Origin of the sequence: Nocardia sp. NPDC005998 (genome assembly GCF_040614395.1) — a bacterium.
Lineage (GTDB): Bacteria > Actinomycetota > Actinomycetes > Mycobacteriales > Mycobacteriaceae > Nocardia.
The window spans coordinates 1-18,020 of sequence record NZ_JBEXUI010000074.1; the positions used below are offsets into that span (position 1 = coordinate 1).

Below are 18,020 nucleotides of genomic sequence, written 5' to 3' on the forward strand. Positions count from 1 at the left end.
CGTTCAGTGAACAGATCGCGTCACCCCCTGCGGTCATTACCTCCCCGAACGGACGGCACGAACCCGCGACAGTCGAATAGGCGACCTCGCCAGTCTCACTCCGACCTCGCACCAACCCGATATGTTCGAAGCATGATCATCTGGCTGAACGGAACCTTCGGAGCCGGAAAGACCACAACAGCAGGAGAATTGACCGCACTACTCCCCGGATCGCGGATCTTCGATACCGAGGAGGTCGGGCTCATGCTCCGCCACGTCCTCGCCTCCGAGATCGTCCGGGACTTCCAGGACTGGCAACCCTGGCGCGGACTGGTCGTGGCTGCGGCGATGCAGATCCTCGACTACGTCGGCGGCACTCTGATCGTGCCCCAGTCGGTCCTCGTCCACCAATACTGGCAAGAAATCCGCGCCGGGCTCGAAAAAGCCAGCGTCCCACTGCATCACTTCGTTCTCCACGCCGACCATCACGAACTCCTCCGCCGCATCCGAACCGATCCCAGCAAACCGAATTCACAATGGCGGCTGGAACATCTCGACGACTACGACGCCGCTCGCTCATGGCACAGCCGAGAAGCCCACGTCATCGACACCACCGCACTGCAACCGCGTCAAGTCGCAACCCTCATCGCGACCTACACAGGCACAGCCGTCGGCTGACACCCGTCCCTGCCGAGCGGCCCGCCGACAATTACGCCGAGCGCCGCCGGCGAGCTGGCTGAGCTCGCCGGCAGCGGCGAGAAGCCGCGTGCGTGCGGCAGATAGAACGCGCTGTAGAAACTGGCCGCGGTCATGGCGAACAGTAACAATCCGAGTGCCGCATTGCCGCGACCGAACAGGCGCTGGGCGAGTAGTCGTGGATCGAAACTCGGCTGCGGGGTGCGTAGTTCGACGAGTACGAAGGCAGCCTTCGGCCGCACTCGCTTGGCCGAGGCCCGCATCGCCGTCCGGTGTGCTGGAGCCCGATATCTGTGCCTGTACCGCGCAAAAAGGCTGTGCACCAGCAAGTATCGAACCTGGCGGAGTTTGTCGGGCCCATGCCATAGTCTGGCTATCGAAGGCCGACGTGATGGGCGCGGCAGTACATGGGGGCAGCGAAATATGACAGATAATGCGTCATCGTCCGATTCTGGTCGCGGACGGCGTCGCCCGGTCGGGTTGGGTAAGCGCGCCTGGCTCACGACCAAGGTGGTGCGCCGCCTGCTGCGTTTTCTCGCCTGGTCACGGTTCGTTCGCGTGACCGTGGTGAACCGGGAGGTCGTTCCGGCCCGCGGGCCGGTTCTGGTGGCCAGCAATCACATTTCGATGCTCGATGCGGTATTCCTGTGGGGCGCGTTGCGGCGGCGAGCGATGGCGGTGGCCATGGCGGAGTTGTGGTCGTGGCCGGTGGTGGGCTGGTTGGTGCGGCGGCTCGGACATGTGCCCGTGGTACGACGCGACCCCGAATCCGGGCAGCAGGCCCTCGCGCACGCCGAATGGATTCTGCGCCACGGTGGCGTGATGCTCATCTACCCCGAGGGCCGATGCGTGCCGCCGGGCGAATCCGAACCGTACAAGCCCGGCGTCGCGAAACTCGCACTGGCAACCGGTGTCCCGATCATTCCGGTCGCCACCACCGGCACCGACAATGTCCTACCCCTACGCACCAAGGGCGGCGAGCATCGAGGCTTCGACCGCTCGCACCCGGTCACCATTCGCTTCGGCACGCCGATCGACCCCACCGACTTCGACTCCCCCGAAAAACTCCTCGACCAGCTACGCGCCGATATCGAATCCCTGCGCGCCGAATCAGCCTGAACCGCAGCCGATCCCGGACCTGGTGGCTGAACCGCCAAGGCCACACCGAGCTCGCACCGGGAATCGGTGAGCTCACCGATCGGCGCGCAACCCGCGATCGATGAAGTCGATCATCCAGTCGAAGCTGACCTCCGGGTCACCGGTCCATTGGAAGCCATGGGAGGCCTGCAAAGACGCGAACCCATGGAACGCGCAGCGCAATGCGCGCAGCGCGTGATCCATTTCGGCCTCCGGAATGTGGTATCCGCGCAATACCGCCGCCATCGAATCCAACAGGCGGGTACTGGGTTCCAGCAACGGATCATCGGCACCCTCGAACTCGGCGCCGATGGTGGCGGTATACCGGCCGGGATGGGCGATCACATACGCGCGGAATGCGCGGGCGAAGGCCGCCAGCGCGTCGACGCCGGAGAGTCCGTGCATGGCATCGCGGATCTCGCGGTCGAGTTCGGTCATGGCCAGGACCGCGATGCCGTGCTGCAGGTCGGCCAGGTTGGCGACGTGCTTGTAGAGCGAAGGCGTTCGAACACCCAGCCGTTGGGCCAGCGGCGCCATCGCGAGATTGCCGTAGCCGACGTCGTCGGCGAGCTCCGCGCCCGCTCGAACGACGTCGGCCTTGCTGAGCCCGACCCTAGGCACGGGCATGCTCTCGCAGGAAGGCCAGGGCGAGTTCGGCGACCCGGTCGGGCGCGTCCGCGTGCGGGTAATGCCCGGAGCCCTCGGACAATTCGACCTGGCCCAGGCCCTCGGGCATGAGCGCCACGATGGCATCGCCCTCGGCTTTGGGGTCCGGGAAGTCGGGGTCGGCGGTACCCATGACGATCAGTGCGGGCACGCTGAGGTTGGGCAGCTGCGCTTCGGCGTCGGCGGGAGTGGACTTGCCGGTCTTCAGGAACTCCGCGAACCGGCCCGGTTCACGCAGCAGCTGCGCCAGCTCGGCCATGTACTGGTCGTAGTCGGCGGGCTTGATCGGGTAGGCGACATTTAAGTAGCTCATCCACAGCCCGAGGCTCTTGAACATCATCGCGCCCAGCAGTCGAGTCATGCCCTTGCGGTAGCGCGCGACGGTGAACATCGCACCGGTGTAGAACTGCTGGGTCTTGGTGAACGGGTTGAGTTCGATGATGCCGCTGACGAGTTCGGGCGATTGCGCGGCGGCGATGGTGGCGGCACCACCGGAGATGGAGTGGCCGATGATGACCGCGGGCCCGCCGAGGTGGCGGATCAGGGCGAGCAGATCACCCGCGATATCAGTGCGGGAGATGGCCTCACTGCCATCATGGGAGGTCCAGTTCATGCTGGATTCCCCGTGCCCACGCAGGTCGGCCGATGCGACCCGGAAGCCCTCCGCTACCAGCTTCGGCGCCAGCAACCGATAAGCCTGGCGGCGGTCACCGATCCCGTGCGACAGCACCACCAGCGGGCCGTTGCCAGCCACTTCGTAGGCGATCTGTCCACCGTCGATGGTCAGGTACTCGGTCATGTCGAACTCCAAAGCGTGAGTAGCTAATGCTGATAGCCATAAAGCTAATCCAATTAGCCGCAGACGTCAAGCGATGTTCCCGAACTTTCGAGATCTCGGTGGTAATCACCGAGAAGGCAACGGATTTGGCGTAGTCGTGAGCGGTAGGGCGCGCTAACCCCCGTATAGCAGCCGGTTGAGGGCCGGAAGGTCGCCCACAAGGGCCACGCTCCCGTCGGCGAGCGCAGCGTCGAGCGAGGCTGGATCGGCCAGCAGGCTGCCGAGCGTCTTGGGGTCCGTGCGAAGCGAAATGTCCGCCGTGGCAGGTTCACCGGTCTGCACCTGAACCTTTCCAGCCTCTACGCAGAGTGTCCAGACCGAGCCGTCGAGATCCAGGCGACAAACGATCGGCGGCGCCGACGGGTCGGGACGAGCGGCACCTCGCAGGAAGATCAGCACCGAGGTGGCGCTGAGTGAGGTGGGCTCCGGGGGGCTGGGGGCATCGATCCCCCAATCGCCCAGGGCCAGGACGATCGGCTCCAGCTTCCGGCCCCACTCTGTCAGTTCGTAGACCTGCGGGCCTGCCGTTGACGCCAGTTTGCGGCGACGGATCACCCCGTGATTTTCGAGTTCTCGAAGTCGGTCGGCAAGCAGGTTCGAGCTGGCGTTGGGCAGAGCATGCCGCAGCTCGGAGAAGCGTTGCGGCACCAAGAGCAGCTCCCGGACGACCAGCAGTGCCCATCGCTCCCCGACGACGTCGAGAGCCCGAGCTATCCCACACGAGTCCCGATAGCTACGGCTGGTCGGCATGACTGCTCCCTTCTTGTCCACCCCGATCCGAAACTGCCACTCATGCTAGTTGCTTTTCGCAACTCTTTCCCCATCGCTCCCCCGACGACGTCGAGAGCCCGCGCCATCCCACACGAGCCCCGATAGCTACGGCCGGTCGGCATGGTGCCCCTTCATGCTCTAATTCTAAATAACTACTCATCGTGGTTGTTTTTAACAACTTATCGAGGTTATTGTTTAGCAGCCGACGAGGCGGAACCAGCGAGATCGGGTGGCGACGATGGCGCTCGGAAGGACAGATCCATGCGACAGCCAGTCGCCCCCTCCGAGATCACCGGACCGATCCAGTGATGCAGCCAGCGCCAAGGTCGCGCAAACAACCCGGCAGATAGGAGCCTGCAATGAGTATTTCGACCCCTACCTCAGCTCAGAAGCCCCAGCATGCAACGATCGTGGATCCCGATGCGCACCAAGTCTTGTTCGAGAATGAACACGTTCGGGTGATCCATGCGCGCGCATCGCACGGTTGGGAAAGTGCGATGCACTCGCACCAGCCGATGCTGGTGGTCAATCTCGGCTCCGGGCGACAGAAAGTGACCTGGGCGGATGGGGCGACGCAGATCGTGGATCTGAACCCCGGTGCGGTCGTCTGGCAGGAAGACGCTTTCGATCATGCCTGGGAGTTGCTGGCGGGAGAAGTGAACGTGATTCTCGTTGAGGTCAAGTCGGCGAACGTCGAAAAATAGGCTGTCGCATTGCCGCGGCGGGTGTACACGGCCGGAATGGTCACCACCAAGAAGGTGGCGAAGGCATCGGCGCGCCGAACTCCCGGCCTCAGCGACCGGACTTGACACCCGCCCACGGCACAAGCGAGAAGCGCTGAGCACCAGCCGAATTCGGTCGAAGCCCGTGCACTGCGCTATCTCGCGGCCTGATCTGGAGCGAGGTCTCCCAGGCGTGCTCGAGTTCGGTCGCGTTCCGCTCGATGTAGGAGTTCATGCACGCCGAACCGGCCACACCCCGCCGCGTCCGCGGCACGCCCAGCCGCACATGAAACCACCAGCGCCACAACTACGCTCACGGTTTCCGGGCGCCGACCGAATCGAAACAATCGGCCCGCTCAACCATCGATGCGCAGCGCCGCATCTCGCTCGTCTACATCACTACCGCTGGGGCCGCCAGGTGCGGCAATTCGTGGGCACGCCCGAGTGGGCGCGCCGCAGAGCGGGCATCATGGCCAGCCGTCACGTCGCGGCGCGTTACCGAGGCACGGACCGAGCCCTGCTCATCCCCGTTGATGGCGGGTGGGCAACCGGGCGAGGAGGTCGATCAAGTTCTGCCCGTCCTTGGTACCCACGCTCACCCATCGCGCCGAAGCCGTTGGACGCCAGCCGATGAGCGTACACTGCCAGCCCCGCGAGCAGCCAACCCAGCTTCACGGTCAGGCGTTCGGACATCTCCGCGGCGTCCATACACCGTTGGTGAATCCAACGAATGCATGTATAGTTGGCGACGCCAATATTGGTGACGCCAACGAAGGAAGATGTCATGGCCACGGATACTCTGGTCGCCGACCGTATCGAGATCGCCGACCTGTTCACCCGTTACGCCCGCCTGCTCGATGAGAAGCGATGGGACGATGTCGACACGATCTTCACCGACGATGTGGCGGTCCACTCGCCGAGAGCCCAACTCCGCGGCATCGACAAGGTTGTCGACTACATGCGACAGGCCGAGGTCGCGGGCGAGCATGCCCAGCACATGACCAACGACCTGCTGGTGAATGTCAATGGCGACCAGGCCACGGCCTCGGCGAACTCGCTGGTGTACTTCTACCGCGACGGCCAACCGCCGCATCAAACAAGCGGACTGCGACTGGCCTGCACAGTGGTACGGACGGCGGCGGGCTGGCGCATCAGCGAGACACGGACCATGCTCGCCTGGATGCGCAAGGATTGATCTCTCCCAGAGTGCTTGTAACGCATAGAGTTACAAGCACTCTGGGCTTTGTCGGTGGATTTCGACGCCAGCCTCGGCGTCATCGGGTCGGGCTGCGGGGGCCCTCGTCGCCGAAGGCCGATCGAGGATCGAGATCGACGGCGTGCAGGCGATCCTGTCCGACACGAACCCCAGTACTGCCGGGACCGTCGGGTGCGACGATTCGTAGACACGATTGGGTGGGCGCGCTCCAGAAGGGCCTCGCGGCCAGCCGGTGACATGATCTCCACCACCCAGGACCTGCACACGTTCATCTCCGCACTGCTGGGCGGCAAGCTCCTGCCGGCCCCGCTGCTGGCCGAGATGTGCACCCCACACCCGACGGGCATCCCGAATATGGACTACGGCCTGGGAGTGTTCGTGGTGACACCGACGACGGCGGCACCGTCATCTCCCACAACGGTGCCGCCGTGGGCCACGCGGCGCTGATGTACAGCACGCCCGACGGCAGCAAGACCCTGACCGCCGCGCTGAACTGTGTGGACGATGCGGACCTGTCCGTCGCAACGGCGTTCCAGAAGGCCCAACAAAGGCTCGTCAACCAGGTGTTCTGCGGTGGGCAGGCCGATCCGGCTCGACCGATGGACTGAACACCCTGTGACCCGTCCGCATGCTCGGCCCGCGCCAGCCCCTGCGCTTGCCCGCGGCCCTCGCTCAGCGACTGGACCTGCGGCTTCGGTATCCGAGACGGTCGGCAGACCATCGTCACGAACGATCAACAACCCGGCCGGGAATCTCGTCAATGTCCTGTCCGCCGAGTTCTGCCCGGCCGGGTGGGCACTTTCCGACTCATCCCACTTTCCATTCACGAACTGTTCGAGGAATTCTTGGCATGCGCGCCTTTGCCGACACACGACCGAAGGGAATAGTCGAGCGGCTGCTGGGCGACCGCCACTCCCTGCCGCTGTCCATCGTGTTGCATCTTGTCCCCGGCGTCCTGATCGTCGCCGCCTACCTGCTGATCGGCGAACCACTCGTCAAGGCCATCGGTTATCCGGCCTTCATGGGCTGGGCGATTGCCCTGTGCCTGGTGCTGATGCCGGTCCAATTGGGACTGCTGTGGCTGGGCCGCAAACGCAATGGCCGCTTCTCGCTGCGCGGTGTGCTGCACTACATCGACAAGCCGGTCCCGCGCGGGAAGCTTGCGGCGATAGTCATCCTGCTGATCGCATGGATGATGGCGCTCGGGTTCGCGCTGGCACCGTTGAACAACTTCTTCAAAACCTTCTTCACATGGCTTCCGTACGCGGACACCGGCGGCAGCGGCAACAACACCTACCTCGACCTCGCCGCATACTCGCACTCGATCACGCTCACCACGATGGTGATGCGTGAAAGTTGTTGCTGGGGAACCATATTCGAAGTGAAGAGCGGGCGATGGTGCCGAAAGATCAAGGTTGCGAGCAATGACATCAACACCCTCGCCACTCGCCGAGATCGACGACACTCCACACTTGCATGCGATAAGCAACCTTAGTTGACTAACCAGATTTAGTCAACTAAGGTTGCTTCTATGGCTGACGAAGAACCACAACATCCCCCCGATCCAGCCGATCGCTTGGCCGCGGTCGCAGCGCTGCGGCGACTGGCGGACCAATTGGAAGACGCCGCTGTCGAGCAGGCCATGCGGGCGGGCTGGAGTTGGCCGCAGGTCGCGGAGGCGCTCGGTGTCACGCGCCAAGCGGTGCACAAGAAACATGCCAAGCGGCTCATTGCCACTGGCGTCACGCTGAGGAGGCGTCAATGACCAGCTTCGACAAGTACTTTCACGCGATCATCACCGGTGGCGCCGAGCAGGCACAGGAGATGGGATCGGCGACGATCGAAGCGGAGCACCTACTGCTGGCCATCGCCGCCGAGCGCGATCCCGGCACCGAACAGATCCTGTCCGCGGTCGGGCTCGATCATCACGGCATCCGCGACGCGCTGGACCGGGAGTTCGAGCACAGCCTGCGCGCAGGCGGCGTATCACTCGCCGAGTTCGACCTGCTGCCGGCCGATCCCCGCGTGGAGCGGCCGAAACAGATGGGCGCGTCGGCCAAACTCGCGCTCGACCGCACGTTCACCTCGGTCGGCAAGAAGGACGTACGACCAGCACATCTGCTCTTCGGGATCATGAAGGCCGAGGTCGGCACGGTGCCCAGGGCACTCACACTGGCCGGGATCGATATGGCCGACCTGCGCGCACGCATCCAGCGAACACTCTCCGAAGCCAAACCATGATCGCGGCATTGAAAGGTAAACGATGAAGACCAGTGAAGTCGTCATCAATGTCGAGAGCCTGCGCATGCGCTACGGCACCACCGATGTCCTGCACGAGGTGAGTTTCCGGGCGTATCAGGGCGAAGTGCTCTGCCTGCTCGGTCCGAACGGCGCGGGCAAGACCACCACCATCGAAATCATGGAGGGGTTCCGGATGCGGTCGGCGGGCCGGGTCGAGGTAGTCGGGGCCGATCCGGCGCACGGCGGCGAGGACTGGCGGGCGCGGATCGGGATCGTCCTGCAGTCCTGGCGTGATCACGGTAAATGGCGAGTACGGGAACTCCTGGAACACCTCGGCAGGTACTACGCCGCCTATACCACCGAGTCGCTCGAAAGGCCCTGGGATGCTGAGGAACTCATCGCGGCGGTCGGCCTGACCGAGCAGGCGGATCACAAAGTGAAAATGCTCTCCGGCGGACAGCGACGCCGATTGGATGTGGCGATCGGGCTGGTGGGCCGGCCCGAGGTGGCATTCCTCGATGAGCCGACGGCCGGGCTCGATCCGGTGGCCCGGCGCGCTTTCCACGAGCTCATCGAAGACCTCGCCGCCGAGGGCTCCACCACCATCGTGCTCACCACCCACGATCTGACCGAAGCCGAGAAGCTCGCCGACCGCATCCTGGTGCTCGATGAAGGACGCATTATCGCCGACGGCACCGCCGCCGAACTCGCCAGGCAGATCGCCGGCACCGACGAGGTGCGCTGGGATCGTGGCGGACAGAGCTTCCAGCAGTCGACCCCGGATGCAACCGGATTCACCTTCGACCTGTTCCAGCGGTTCGGCCGCGAGATCGAGAACCTCGAGGTCCGCCGGACCTCGCTGGAGGACACCTATCTCTCACTCGTGCATCGGTCCGAATCCGAAACGCACGCAATGGATACCCTCGAAACGAAGCAGGTGGCCCGATGAACCCTACCGCGATGGCGTTGCGCTCCGGATGGTCGCGCGGACTGATCGAACTGCGGCAGTCATTCACCAATGCCGAGGAACTGTTCAGCCATTTCCTCTGGCCCGTCTTGATGGTGACGACCCTGTTCTTCCTGCGCGACGTATCCTTCGGGCAGACCGGGTTCTTCCTCGGTGCACTGGCGCTGCCGAGCATTCTCGGCATGAATGCCGCGATGTCCATGGTCAGCATTAGCCAGCAGCTCACCGCCGACCGAGAGGACGGAACTCTTCTGCGCGCCAAGGCGACACCGCACGGCATGGTGGGCTATCTACTCGGCAAGATCGTGTCGGTATCCGGTGGATTGATCGCGGACTTGGCGATCTTCCTGATACCCGCGCTGTTCATCATCTCCGGTCTGGCGACCGGCGACGTGCGCTCCTGGCTGACCCTTGCCTGGGTGCTCATGCTCGGACTGGTGGCGACGCTGCCGATCGGCGCCGTACTCGGGTCGGTATTCACTAGCGCCCGCAGCCAGGGTCTGCTCACCCTGCCGATCCTGGGCGTGATCGCGATTTCCGGGATCTTCTATCCGATTACGGCACTGCCGGAATGGGTTCAGTGGATCGCCCAGGCGTTTCCGATCTACTGGCTCGGCCTCGGCATGCGGTCGGCGCTGCTGCCCGCCAGCACGGTGACGGTCGAGATCGGCGATTCCTGGCGACACTTGGAAACCCTTGGGGTGCTCAGCATTTGGGCCGTGGTCGGACTACTCCTCGCGCCGATCGTGCTGCGCCGGATGGCACGGCGTGAGTCCGGATCCAGTGTGACTGCGCGCCGCGAGAAGGTGCTGCAGCGAATCTGACCGCGCGTGTATCGCATGGAAATCCGGTCGGCCGCGGTGTGCACGGTGGCCGAGCTCGAACACAAGGCAGGCTGAGCAGATGAGGAACGGAGTCACGATCGGGCAGGCGGCGGCATTCTTCACGGGCAGCTTATATCTCGAAGACCAAATTGATGTGGGGCACTACCATAGGGCACATCAAGCCATCCAACGTGCCTCGCTGGATGACATCGCGAGCAGGAACCTGATTCGTCGGGTAGCAAGGGAGTACGCCTCGTGATCGACAAGTACGACGCCGACCTATCCAGCGCGGTGTGGCGTAAGAGCACCCCGCAGCTCGGCCAGCCGGGAGTGTTGAGGTCGCGTTTCTCGACCGTGAGTTGATCGGTGTGCGGGATTCGAAGAACCCCACCGGCCCCGCTCTGGTCTTCACCACCGGCGAATGGAATGCCTTCACGCACAGCATCATTGACGGCGACTTCGCGTCGTAGCCGAACCCTTCAAACCTTCCGAACCGGGCCAGAACTCTCGGCGGCAACCACAGGGGGTGCCTCGTGATCAACGAGTACGAAGTCGATCTATCTCGTCCAGTATGGCGCAAGAGCACTCGCAGCTCGGGCAGCAGGGAGTGCGTCGAGATCGCGTTCCTCGATGGTGGACTCGTCGGAATCCGGGATTTGAAGAACCCCACGGGCCCGGCTCTGGTCTTCACCTCCCACGAGTGGAACGCCTTCACCGCCGGGCTCATCGACGGCGAGTTCTCCTAAAAGTGAATCCTGCTGACGTGCCCCCCTTCCCCGCAGGTCGAACCATCCTCGTTCGAGACATGATCTATGGCAGGTCGTTCACCGAATGGCCGCAGCGGGTCATCGAGGATGGCGGCGATGAACTTCGGGTGCTGCTGACGCCTGGCACGGTCGGCCTCGGTCCGGAGCTGTGGATCAAGTCGATGCGCGAGAACGATCCGGCGGCCCGTGGGCAGCTGCTCGAGGCGTATGCCCGCCGGGAATGGGCGATGGCGAACTGGACCTGGCAGCGCACCACGCGGCTGGCCATCATGTATGCCGACCGCTACTTCGCCATTGCGCCGATGTGGGACGAGCGTGGCGAATTCCTGGGCTGGTATGTCAATTTCCAGCTGCCGTTTGTCCGGACCAGCGCGGGCGTCGATACCAGCGACCTGCATATCGACCTCGTCGTCGCACCCGATCTGAGCTACCGCTGGAAGGACGAAGACGAGTACGCGCTGGCCATTCGGCTCGGACTGGTGCCCGATGAGTGGCAGCGCGAGATCGAGGCCGCACGCAGCGAGGCGCTGGCCATGGTCGAGCGTCGCGCAGGCCCCTTCGCCGAGGACTGGATCTCACTTCCCTTGTAGTACAGGCGAATTCAATTGTAGTGCAGGCGAATTCAGTCTTGGATGCGGCGCCAAGGACGTTCGGCTTCGAGCGCGAAAGCGATTTCCAGCAGTGTGCGTTCGTCGCCATAGGCGGCGGAGAATTGCATGCCGATCGGGAGCCCTTCGGTCGAGATGCCCATGGGGAGCGAGATCGCCGGTGTGCCTGCGACATTGTTGAACGGAGTGAAGGCGACCCAGGAAATCAGACGCTCGAAGAGCTCGTCGAAGGGGACCGTCGGGTTCAGATAGCCCAGTCGCGGGGTGGTGTGCACCAGGACCGGTGACAGGATCAATTCGTTATCGCGCGACATCTCGGAGTATGCGCGTCGCACCTGGGATAGGCGGTAGAGGATGGCGGGAGTGCGCACCATCGACTTCCGATACAACCCGGCGAGTCCACGGGTGAACTCATCGAGTCCGCCCGCCCGGAACCGCGGATCGATGGCGAACTTCCCGCCCACCGCGACCAGGAACGCCAACAACCCCCAGTAGATGGTGAAGTCGTCGACGAAGCGCCGCCCGACCGGCGGCGGGACGGGCCGCACCTCGTGGCCCATCTTCTCCAGCACGGCGATGGTGTCATCGAGTACCGCGCGGGTCTGCGGACAGGTTTCGGTGCCGGTGACCGAATCGGCGATCACCCCGATCCGCAGCCGCCGACGTGCCGGACCTTCCACCAGACCGACCGGCGGCAGCTTCGGATTGCGCCAATAGCGTTCGGCGGCTGCGAAATACGTCGCGGTATCGCGCACCGAACGGGTGAGCACCCCCTCGGACACCAGATTGATCGGCATCGACCGCGCCTGCGGCCCGTCGATGTGGCGGCCCCGGCTCGGCTTCAATCCGACAATGCCGCAACACGCGGCGGGAATGCGAATCGACCCGCCACCGTCATTGCCGTGCGCGATCGGCACTACGCCCGCGGCGACCAATGCGGCCGCACCACCCGATGACGCGCCCGGCGAATAGTCGGTATGCCACGGATTGCGCGTCGGTTCGGCCGCGGCGAATTCGGTGCTCGCGTTCAAACCGAACTCCGGCAGCCGACTCTTGCCCAGCACCGTCATACCCGTGCTGAGCAGCTGTTTTGTGTACGGCCCGTCCTTGGCGCACGGCCGCGCGACGAACGCCGCGGTGCCGTGGTTGGTCGGCAGTCCCCGCACATCGGTGTTGTCCTTGACATAGGTCGGCACACCGAACAGCGGTGCGTCGGTATCACCGGGGACCGACCCGTTCTTCTCGATCACGACGGCGCGCAATGTCGGATCCACGCGCGCCGCCCGTGCCCGCGCTGCCGCGGCGACCTCCGCGGCGCTGACGGCGCCACGACGAACCAGGTCGGCGATGGCCACTGCGTCGTGGTCGGCGAGCACATCGTCTGTGAAGGCATGTAATCGCTGTGTCGACATATCCGGATTCTGCTCGCTCCGATACCGACCATGTGTCGTTTTGGACGATCGTCCTATGCGGTGCGGCGATCTTGGTGGCGGTGCGGGCGATGGCTCCGGGCTTCGATATCGTTCGACGAGCAACACACCGAGGAGACCTGACATATGAATAGCTCGACCGGCGTCCCGCTATGCCTACTGGCCGCGGGTGTGCTGAGTATCGTTCCAGCACAATCGGCTTCGGCGGATGCGCTACCGGATCAGACCCGTACCGTCACCACCGAGGACGGCTGGGAATTAACGGTCACGAAGGCCGTCGAAAACCTGGATCGAGTGCCCAATCTCGCGGATACCGCCTTCACCCGGGAGGGGTTCGTCAGCCTGCGCGCGGTCGCCGATATCACCGGCGCGGGCAGCGCGTCGGTGAACTCCGGGACGCTCACGCTGGGCTACCAGATCGGCTGCCAGATCGATGTATCCAATGGGATCTCGATCGGTCTCGCGGCCTCGGTCGGACCGAATGTCAATGTGATGGTCGCGCCGACCCCGGGGCTCAGTGTCGGCGTCGGCGGCATGGCGATGCCCAGCGTGTCCACCACCTTCAAGCCGGGCACCATCACCACCATCCCGTTCGGCACCAAAGCCCTTGCCGGACCGCACGGTTCGATCACCACTGACCAAGTGCAGATCAAAATCGACGCCTGTATGGGGCCGGTCAGCCTGCGCTCGTATGTGATCGCCAATATCTCCACCAACACTGCGGACAATTCGGTCGCGGTCTACGGCGACCCGATCTGGTTGTGATCGCCGTGCCCACCATTATCGCGTCCCGCCCGCGACCAGCCGCCGCCGCGCTGCTGGTCGCGGCCGCTGGCATCCTGGTCACCGGCGCCATCACGACCGGCACCGCCACGCTCGCGGCACCGATCGTGCCCGCCACCACCTGCGACCGCGCCGCCGATCCCGACTGCACCGAGCCGGGTAAGAAGCCCGACCCGGTCATCGTGCCAGCGCCCGTGGGGCCACCGCTCCTGACACCGGCCATGCCCCCTCCGCCCGCCAAGCCGAGTTCACCGGCGGCCGCGCTGACGCCGCCCGCTCCCGGCCCGAATCCAGGCACGCCGATCGTGCCCGCCGCACAGTGACCACCGTGGGCCGACCGCGACCATGCCGCAACCGCGGCCAAACCACGATGACAGCCGCTAGGTGACCGGCAGCTCAGTGATCCCGACGGCCCAGCAAGCAGCCTGCCAACGCGCGGCGATCTAGCGGTGCACGACGCCCCTGCCACCACCAGCAGGTCTGCGCACCGCCAGCCATACCCCAACAGACACCCCAAATATTGGACAAGCGATCACCATGCGCTGATGCAGGCAAACGCCGAGAGCACCCCTGCACCAGCGCATTCTCGACCGATCGGATTCGTGGGTTTGGTGGGGGCGGGGTCGATTGCCGCCACGATCAGGTGCGGCGTAGCTCGAAAATACGGAAGGTCCGGCTGCCGGACAGCTTGTACTCCATTTCGTAGCCGGGCCAGAATTCGACGGCGAGGTCCCATGCGCGTTTGCGGTCCACGCCGGTGACCTCGGTGACGCTCACCTCGAACGCCTTGCCCTTCAGCCGGGCGATGGCGGTGCTCGCCGCGCGCAGGTTGGCCGACCACATCGGATGCTTCGGACTGCCCCAATTGGAGCCGACGAGCAAGAAGTCGTTACCGCGCGGAACGTACAGCAGCGAGGTGGTACGTGGAATCCCGGTCTTGCGCCCCGCCACGGTGATCTCGATCGATGGCAGACCCGCGAGATCGAGCACCCCGTGCCGCCCGCGGCTGACCCACCGCACGAACCGCTCCAGCCACAGCACGATCGGCGCCGTGCGCATGACCCAGCGTTTCTGCGCGATCCGGCGAGCTAGCGCGGGCAGCGGATTCGACACCATAATCCGAAATCCTGACAGAAATCGCGCACCGGAGACCGGTCGGGGCCGCGTGCTGAGACCAGCCTCACCCTCGGGGTTGCCAAGAGTGTGCCGCAAGTCACGAAAAGCGTTGGGCTACTGGACAATCGCGGGCGGGTGATCGACGGCCAACTCCGGCAGCGGGCCACGGTAGGGTTCGATCTCGACCAGGGCCAGCTGCCCGGCACACCCCTGACTGAGAGTGGACGCGGGCCGGTCCGCGGTCAGCACATTCGGGTTGCCGTGACGGCAGAACGTGGGGTCGGCCGGATCTGGGTCGTACCAGGCGCCGGTGGACAACTGCGCGACCTGCGGCCGGACCGCGTCGTCGACGACCAGACCGGCCAGACAACTCCCCCGGTCATTGAAGATCCGCACGATATCCCCATCCCGGAGCCCCCGGGCCGCGGCATCGTCGGGATGCAACCGCACCGGTTCCCGCCCAGCGATCTTCACCGACCGACTGTGCGCGCCGATATCGAGTTGACTGTGCAGTTTGGTCCGCGGCTGATTCGCGACCAGCTGCAGCGGGAACCGCACCGCAGCGGTAGCGCCGAGCCATTCCTCGGGCTCGAGCCAGACGGGATGTCCGGGGCAATCGGCGTATCCGAAACCATCGATCGTCGCCGAGAAGATCTCGATCCGGCCGCTGGGCGTGGTCAGCGGGAAACGGTGCGGATCGGCGCGGAAATCGGAGAGCAGCACCGGCTCCGGATCCGGCACCGCAAGTGCCAGCGACTCGCTGTCCCAGAACTCGTCGAAATCCGGCACCGCCGGATCCTTGGTCCCGGCGCGCCATTCCTCGTACAGATGCCGCAACCATTCCTCGACGGTGCGCCCCTCGGTGAATTCCTTACCGACACCGATACGTTCGGCCAACTCGCCGAAAATCGCGTAGTCATCGCGGGACGAACCGTGCGGTCGGGTCAGCGCCTTCATCGGAAAGAAGTCGCGGTCGTTCTGCCCGGCGCCGTAGTCGTCGCGTTCGATGCTCATGGTCGCCGGGAGCACGAAATCGGCGTGACGTGCGGTGGCGGTCCAGAACGCATCGTGCACGACCACCGTCTCCGGCCGCATGAACGCCGCGTGCAGCCGGGCCAGATCCTGGTGGTGGTGAAAGGGATTCCCGCCGCACCAGTACACCAACTTGATATCCGGGTAGACCAGCCGCGCACCGTTGTAATCGAACGGCTTTCCCGGATTCAGCAGCATATCGGCGATTCTGGCGACCGGAATGAAGGTTGCCACACCATTGCTACCTTGTTGAAGCCGCGGCACCGCGCCAGCTCGCGCCGGTTCGCCCACATGCGCGGTCGACCCGTAGCCGTGCCCGAATCCACCACCGGGCAGCCCGATCTGGCCGAGCATCGCCGCCAACACCACCCCGAGCCACAGCGGCTGAACACCGCGCTCGGCGCGCTGCAGCGACCAGCTGACATTGATCATGGTGCGCGCCGCGGCCATCTCGTGTGCCAGCGTCCGGATCCGCTCGGCCGGTATCCCGGTGATCGACTGCGCCCACCCCGGATCCTTCACCACGCCATCGGTTTCGCCGCGCACATACCCGACGAACCGCTCGTACCCGACGGTGTACCGGTCCAGAAACTCGTTGTCCGCCAACCCATCCGCATCCAGTACCTGCGCCAGCGCCAGCATCAGTGCGGTATCGCTGCCCGGCCGCGGCGCGATCCACTCGGCCTCGGCCTCGGCCGGAATGTCATCGCGCAGTGGGCTGATCGAGACGAACCGGCAGCCGCGCGCCCGCGCCGCGGCGATCCAGGTCTTGGTGTTGTGCCGCGACACACCACCCGGTGACACCGCGGAGTTCTTCGGTGACAGACCGCCGAACGCTACCACCAACTCCGCGTGCTTCGCCAGCACGCTTTTGGCGGTCGCATGCCTTTCGAACAACCCGATCGAGCCGATCACGTGCGGCAACAACACCTCCGAGGTACCGAGGCTGTAGCTGTTGACATGCCGCACATAACCGCCGAGGCAGTTCAGGAACCGATGCACCTGACTCTGTGCGTGATGAAACCGCCCCGCACTGGCCCACCCGTAGGATCCGCCGTACACCGACTCCGCACCGTGTTCGCGATACACCCGGCCCAATTCACCCGACAGCAGCTCGAACGCCTTGTCCCACGACACCGGTACAAACGGCTCATCGCCGCGCCCCGACGCCCCCGGGCCGCGCTCCAACCACCCCTGCCGCACATACGGTTGGTCGATCCGCGTCGGATGATGCTGTGCCGAAGCCACATTCTCGATCAACGCCATCGGCTCCGGATCCCCGCGCCACGGCCGCACCGAGGTCAACCGCTCCCCATCGCTCTCGGCCTCGAACACTCCCCAATGCGTCAGATGCGTGGTCATCACCCCACCGTAGCCCGCCCCACCGACAATGCTCACCGCTTTATGAACGCAGCGGCGGGCGCCAGCCATGGATTCCGAGTTGGCGCCCGCTCTACTCGCAGGGTTCCGGTGGTGCCCGGGTCGCACCAGGATCTCGACCGTGCTGGTCGTCGACAGGACCCATGTCCGGTCGACTGCGGCCGGTCGTCGGTGACGCAGTATTGCGGCGCGGTCGTCCGAGGCAGCGATCAGCGGAGAGTCGCCGTCGGGTAGACGCCCCGGTCCGAGGCGCCCGGACGAAGGAAAGCGCTGTGCCCCTGACCAATTCGGCGATCACAAGGCCAGCACAACCTTCAGCGCGGCCCCAGCTGCGCGGTGCGCGCGCTCGATGTTCACCTCGACGAGCTGCGGGCTGCGAACTCCTGCAGGTCGGCGACTGCTTGCCTGCTCGGCAACCTCAGATGCAGATGCTGAAGCTGAAGAAGCCCAGCGGGATGTTGAAACACAAGGCCACCGAACCCACCGGATCGGCGGTCGGCGCGGGTGCTTCCGGTGCGGCCGACGCTACGGGAGCGGCGACAGAGAGAGCGATGGCGATCGCAGCGAACGCCGAAGCAATTCTGGTGGTCATTTCAACCCCTTGCTACTCGACGATGATGAGACCCCCGACCAGAAATAGTTACTCTTGAAATCATCCGCCGATCCCTGGGCGACCACAAGCCCGCATCGACTCGTCGAACATGCGTCGGCGTAGCCCGAGCGCCACTGCCGGACCGCGTCGACGGCGCTACCAGCCCTGCACCAGGCGTGAAGACCAGGGCGGGACCGGTCGGGTTCTTCGAGTCCCGCACGCCGATCTGACCGTCATCAAGGAAGGCGACTTCTA

General features: G+C 64.8%; 24 protein-coding genes and 1 pseudogene. 16 read left to right on the forward strand and 9 right to left on the reverse strand.

Features of this window, described 5'->3' with window-relative positions:
• Window positions 1–132: 132 nt before the first annotated feature.
• Window positions 133–657, forward strand: a complete 525-nt coding sequence (locus ABZ293_RS41185) for an AAA family ATPase (RefSeq protein ID WP_355189768.1) — start codon at window positions 133–135, stop codon at window positions 655–657.
• On the opposite strand, the gene ABZ293_RS41190 is transcribed toward ABZ293_RS41185, so the two are convergent.
• A complete protein-coding gene (locus tag ABZ293_RS41190) occupies window positions 633–938 on the reverse strand; it encodes a hypothetical protein (RefSeq protein ID WP_355189769.1) in 306 nt (101 codons plus the stop codon). The two genes, ABZ293_RS41185 and ABZ293_RS41190, sit on opposite strands and share 25 nt — an antisense overlap.
• A gap of 160 nt (window positions 939–1,098) precedes the next feature.
• On the opposite strand from ABZ293_RS41190, the gene ABZ293_RS41195 reads away from it, so the two are divergent.
• Window positions 1,099–1,794, forward strand: coding sequence for a lysophospholipid acyltransferase family protein (locus ABZ293_RS41195; RefSeq protein WP_355189770.1), 696 nt, complete (start codon window positions 1,099–1,101; stop codon window positions 1,792–1,794).
• Window positions 1,795–1,866: 72 nt separating this feature from the next.
• On the opposite strand, the gene ABZ293_RS41200 is transcribed toward ABZ293_RS41195, so the two are convergent.
• The 3 genes from ABZ293_RS41200 to ABZ293_RS41210 form a co-directional block, all read right to left on the reverse strand.
• Window positions 1,867–2,439 carry a WHG domain-containing protein gene (locus ABZ293_RS41200; RefSeq protein ID WP_355189771.1) on the reverse strand — a complete coding sequence of 191 codons (573 nt, stop codon included), beginning with the start codon at window positions 2,437–2,439 and terminating at the stop codon, window positions 1,867–1,869.
• A complete protein-coding gene (locus ABZ293_RS41205) occupies window positions 2,426–3,277 on the reverse strand; it encodes an alpha/beta hydrolase (RefSeq protein ID WP_355189772.1) in 852 nt (283 codons plus the stop codon). The genes ABZ293_RS41200 and ABZ293_RS41205 overlap by 14 nt, the downstream gene beginning before the upstream one ends.
• A 153-nt stretch (window positions 3,278–3,430) precedes the next feature.
• Window positions 3,431–4,066, reverse strand: coding sequence for a winged helix-turn-helix transcriptional regulator (locus tag ABZ293_RS41210; RefSeq protein ID WP_355189773.1), 636 nt, complete (start codon window positions 4,064–4,066; stop codon window positions 3,431–3,433).
• A gap of 380 nt (window positions 4,067–4,446) precedes the next feature.
• Between ABZ293_RS41210 and ABZ293_RS41215 the strand changes: the two genes are divergently transcribed.
• From ABZ293_RS41215 to ABZ293_RS41270, 12 genes are all read left to right on the forward strand, one after another.
• A complete protein-coding gene (locus ABZ293_RS41215; protein WP_355189774.1) occupies window positions 4,447–4,791 on the forward strand; it encodes a hypothetical protein in 345 nt (114 codons plus the stop codon).
• A gap of 802 nt (window positions 4,792–5,593) precedes the next feature.
• Window positions 5,594–6,004 carry a nuclear transport factor 2 family protein gene (locus ABZ293_RS41220; RefSeq protein ID WP_355189775.1) on the forward strand — a complete coding sequence of 137 codons (411 nt, stop codon included), beginning with the start codon at window positions 5,594–5,596 and terminating at the stop codon, window positions 6,002–6,004.
• A gap of 258 nt (window positions 6,005–6,262) precedes the next feature.
• Complete coding sequence (locus tag ABZ293_RS41225) at window positions 6,263–6,472, forward strand: hypothetical protein (RefSeq protein ID WP_355189776.1); 210 nt, start codon at window positions 6,263–6,265, stop codon at window positions 6,470–6,472.
• A complete protein-coding gene (locus tag ABZ293_RS41230) occupies window positions 6,472–6,633 on the forward strand; it encodes a hypothetical protein (RefSeq protein WP_355189777.1) in 162 nt (53 codons plus the stop codon). Before ABZ293_RS41225 ends, ABZ293_RS41230 begins: the two co-directional genes overlap by 1 nt.
• A 242-nt stretch (window positions 6,634–6,875) precedes the next feature.
• Window positions 6,876–7,520 carry a hypothetical protein gene (locus tag ABZ293_RS41235; protein WP_355189778.1) on the forward strand — a complete coding sequence of 215 codons (645 nt, stop codon included), beginning with the start codon at window positions 6,876–6,878 and terminating at the stop codon, window positions 7,518–7,520.
• Between the two features lie 36 nt (window positions 7,521–7,556).
• Window positions 7,557–7,790, forward strand: a complete 234-nt coding sequence (locus tag ABZ293_RS41240; RefSeq protein WP_355189779.1) for a hypothetical protein — start codon at window positions 7,557–7,559, stop codon at window positions 7,788–7,790.
• Window positions 7,787–8,266 (forward strand): Clp protease N-terminal domain-containing protein, encoded by a 480-nt coding sequence (locus tag ABZ293_RS41245; RefSeq protein ID WP_355189780.1) that lies wholly within the window; start codon window positions 7,787–7,789, stop codon window positions 8,264–8,266. Before ABZ293_RS41240 ends, ABZ293_RS41245 begins: the two co-directional genes overlap by 4 nt.
• Before the next feature lie 22 nt (window positions 8,267–8,288).
• Window positions 8,289–9,215, forward strand: coding sequence for an ABC transporter ATP-binding protein (locus ABZ293_RS41250; protein ID WP_355189781.1), 927 nt, complete (start codon window positions 8,289–8,291; stop codon window positions 9,213–9,215).
• Window positions 9,212–10,057, forward strand: coding sequence for an ABC transporter permease (locus tag ABZ293_RS41255; protein ID WP_355189782.1), 846 nt, complete (start codon window positions 9,212–9,214; stop codon window positions 10,055–10,057). The genes ABZ293_RS41250 and ABZ293_RS41255 overlap by 4 nt, the downstream gene beginning before the upstream one ends.
• Window positions 10,058–10,425: 368 nt before the next feature.
• Window positions 10,426–10,527 (forward strand): DUF397 domain-containing protein, encoded by a 102-nt coding sequence (locus ABZ293_RS41260; protein ID WP_355189783.1) that lies wholly within the window; start codon window positions 10,426–10,428, stop codon window positions 10,525–10,527.
• A 63-nt stretch (window positions 10,528–10,590) separates the two neighbouring features.
• The gene (locus ABZ293_RS41265) at window positions 10,591–10,803 is read left to right on the forward strand and encodes a DUF397 domain-containing protein (protein ID WP_355189784.1); all 213 of its coding nucleotides are present in this window, start codon (window positions 10,591–10,593) and stop codon (window positions 10,801–10,803) included.
• A gap of 59 nt (window positions 10,804–10,862) precedes the next feature.
• Window positions 10,863–11,414, forward strand: a complete 552-nt coding sequence (locus tag ABZ293_RS41270) for a DUF402 domain-containing protein (protein ID WP_355189785.1) — start codon at window positions 10,863–10,865, stop codon at window positions 11,412–11,414.
• Window positions 11,415–11,446: 32 nt separating this feature from the next.
• On the opposite strand, the gene ABZ293_RS41275 is transcribed toward ABZ293_RS41270, so the two are convergent.
• A complete protein-coding gene (locus ABZ293_RS41275; RefSeq protein WP_355189786.1) occupies window positions 11,447–12,844 on the reverse strand; it encodes an amidase in 1,398 nt (465 codons plus the stop codon).
• 144 nt (window positions 12,845–12,988) lie between these two features.
• Here ABZ293_RS41275 and ABZ293_RS41280 point away from each other — a divergent pair, with 144 nt between their 5' ends.
• Window positions 12,989–13,627 carry an MspA family porin gene (locus tag ABZ293_RS41280; protein ID WP_355189787.1) on the forward strand — a complete coding sequence of 213 codons (639 nt, stop codon included), beginning with the start codon at window positions 12,989–12,991 and terminating at the stop codon, window positions 13,625–13,627.
• Window positions 13,624–13,968 carry a hypothetical protein gene (locus ABZ293_RS41285; RefSeq protein ID WP_355189788.1) on the forward strand — a complete coding sequence of 115 codons (345 nt, stop codon included), beginning with the start codon at window positions 13,624–13,626 and terminating at the stop codon, window positions 13,966–13,968. The genes ABZ293_RS41280 and ABZ293_RS41285 overlap by 4 nt, the downstream gene beginning before the upstream one ends.
• A gap of 316 nt (window positions 13,969–14,284) precedes the next feature.
• Here ABZ293_RS41285 and ABZ293_RS41290 read toward each other — a convergent pair whose 3' ends face one another.
• The 4 genes and pseudogenes from ABZ293_RS41290 to ABZ293_RS41305 all read right to left on the reverse strand — a co-directional run.
• Window positions 14,285–14,761, reverse strand: a complete 477-nt coding sequence (locus ABZ293_RS41290) for a nitroreductase family deazaflavin-dependent oxidoreductase (RefSeq protein WP_355189789.1) — start codon at window positions 14,759–14,761, stop codon at window positions 14,285–14,287.
• 114 nt (window positions 14,762–14,875) lie between these two features.
• A complete protein-coding gene (locus tag ABZ293_RS41295) occupies window positions 14,876–17,155 on the reverse strand; it encodes a molybdopterin-dependent oxidoreductase (protein WP_355189790.1) in 2,280 nt (759 codons plus the stop codon).
• Window positions 17,156–17,591: 436 nt separating this feature from the next.
• The gene (locus tag ABZ293_RS41300; protein ID WP_354955123.1) at window positions 17,592–17,765 is read right to left on the reverse strand and encodes a hypothetical protein; all 174 of its coding nucleotides are present in this window, start codon (window positions 17,763–17,765) and stop codon (window positions 17,592–17,594) included.
• Window positions 17,766–17,937: 172 nt separating this feature from the next.
• Window positions 17,938–18,020: pseudogene (locus tag ABZ293_RS41305) on the reverse strand (DUF397 domain-containing protein); the annotation flags it as partial.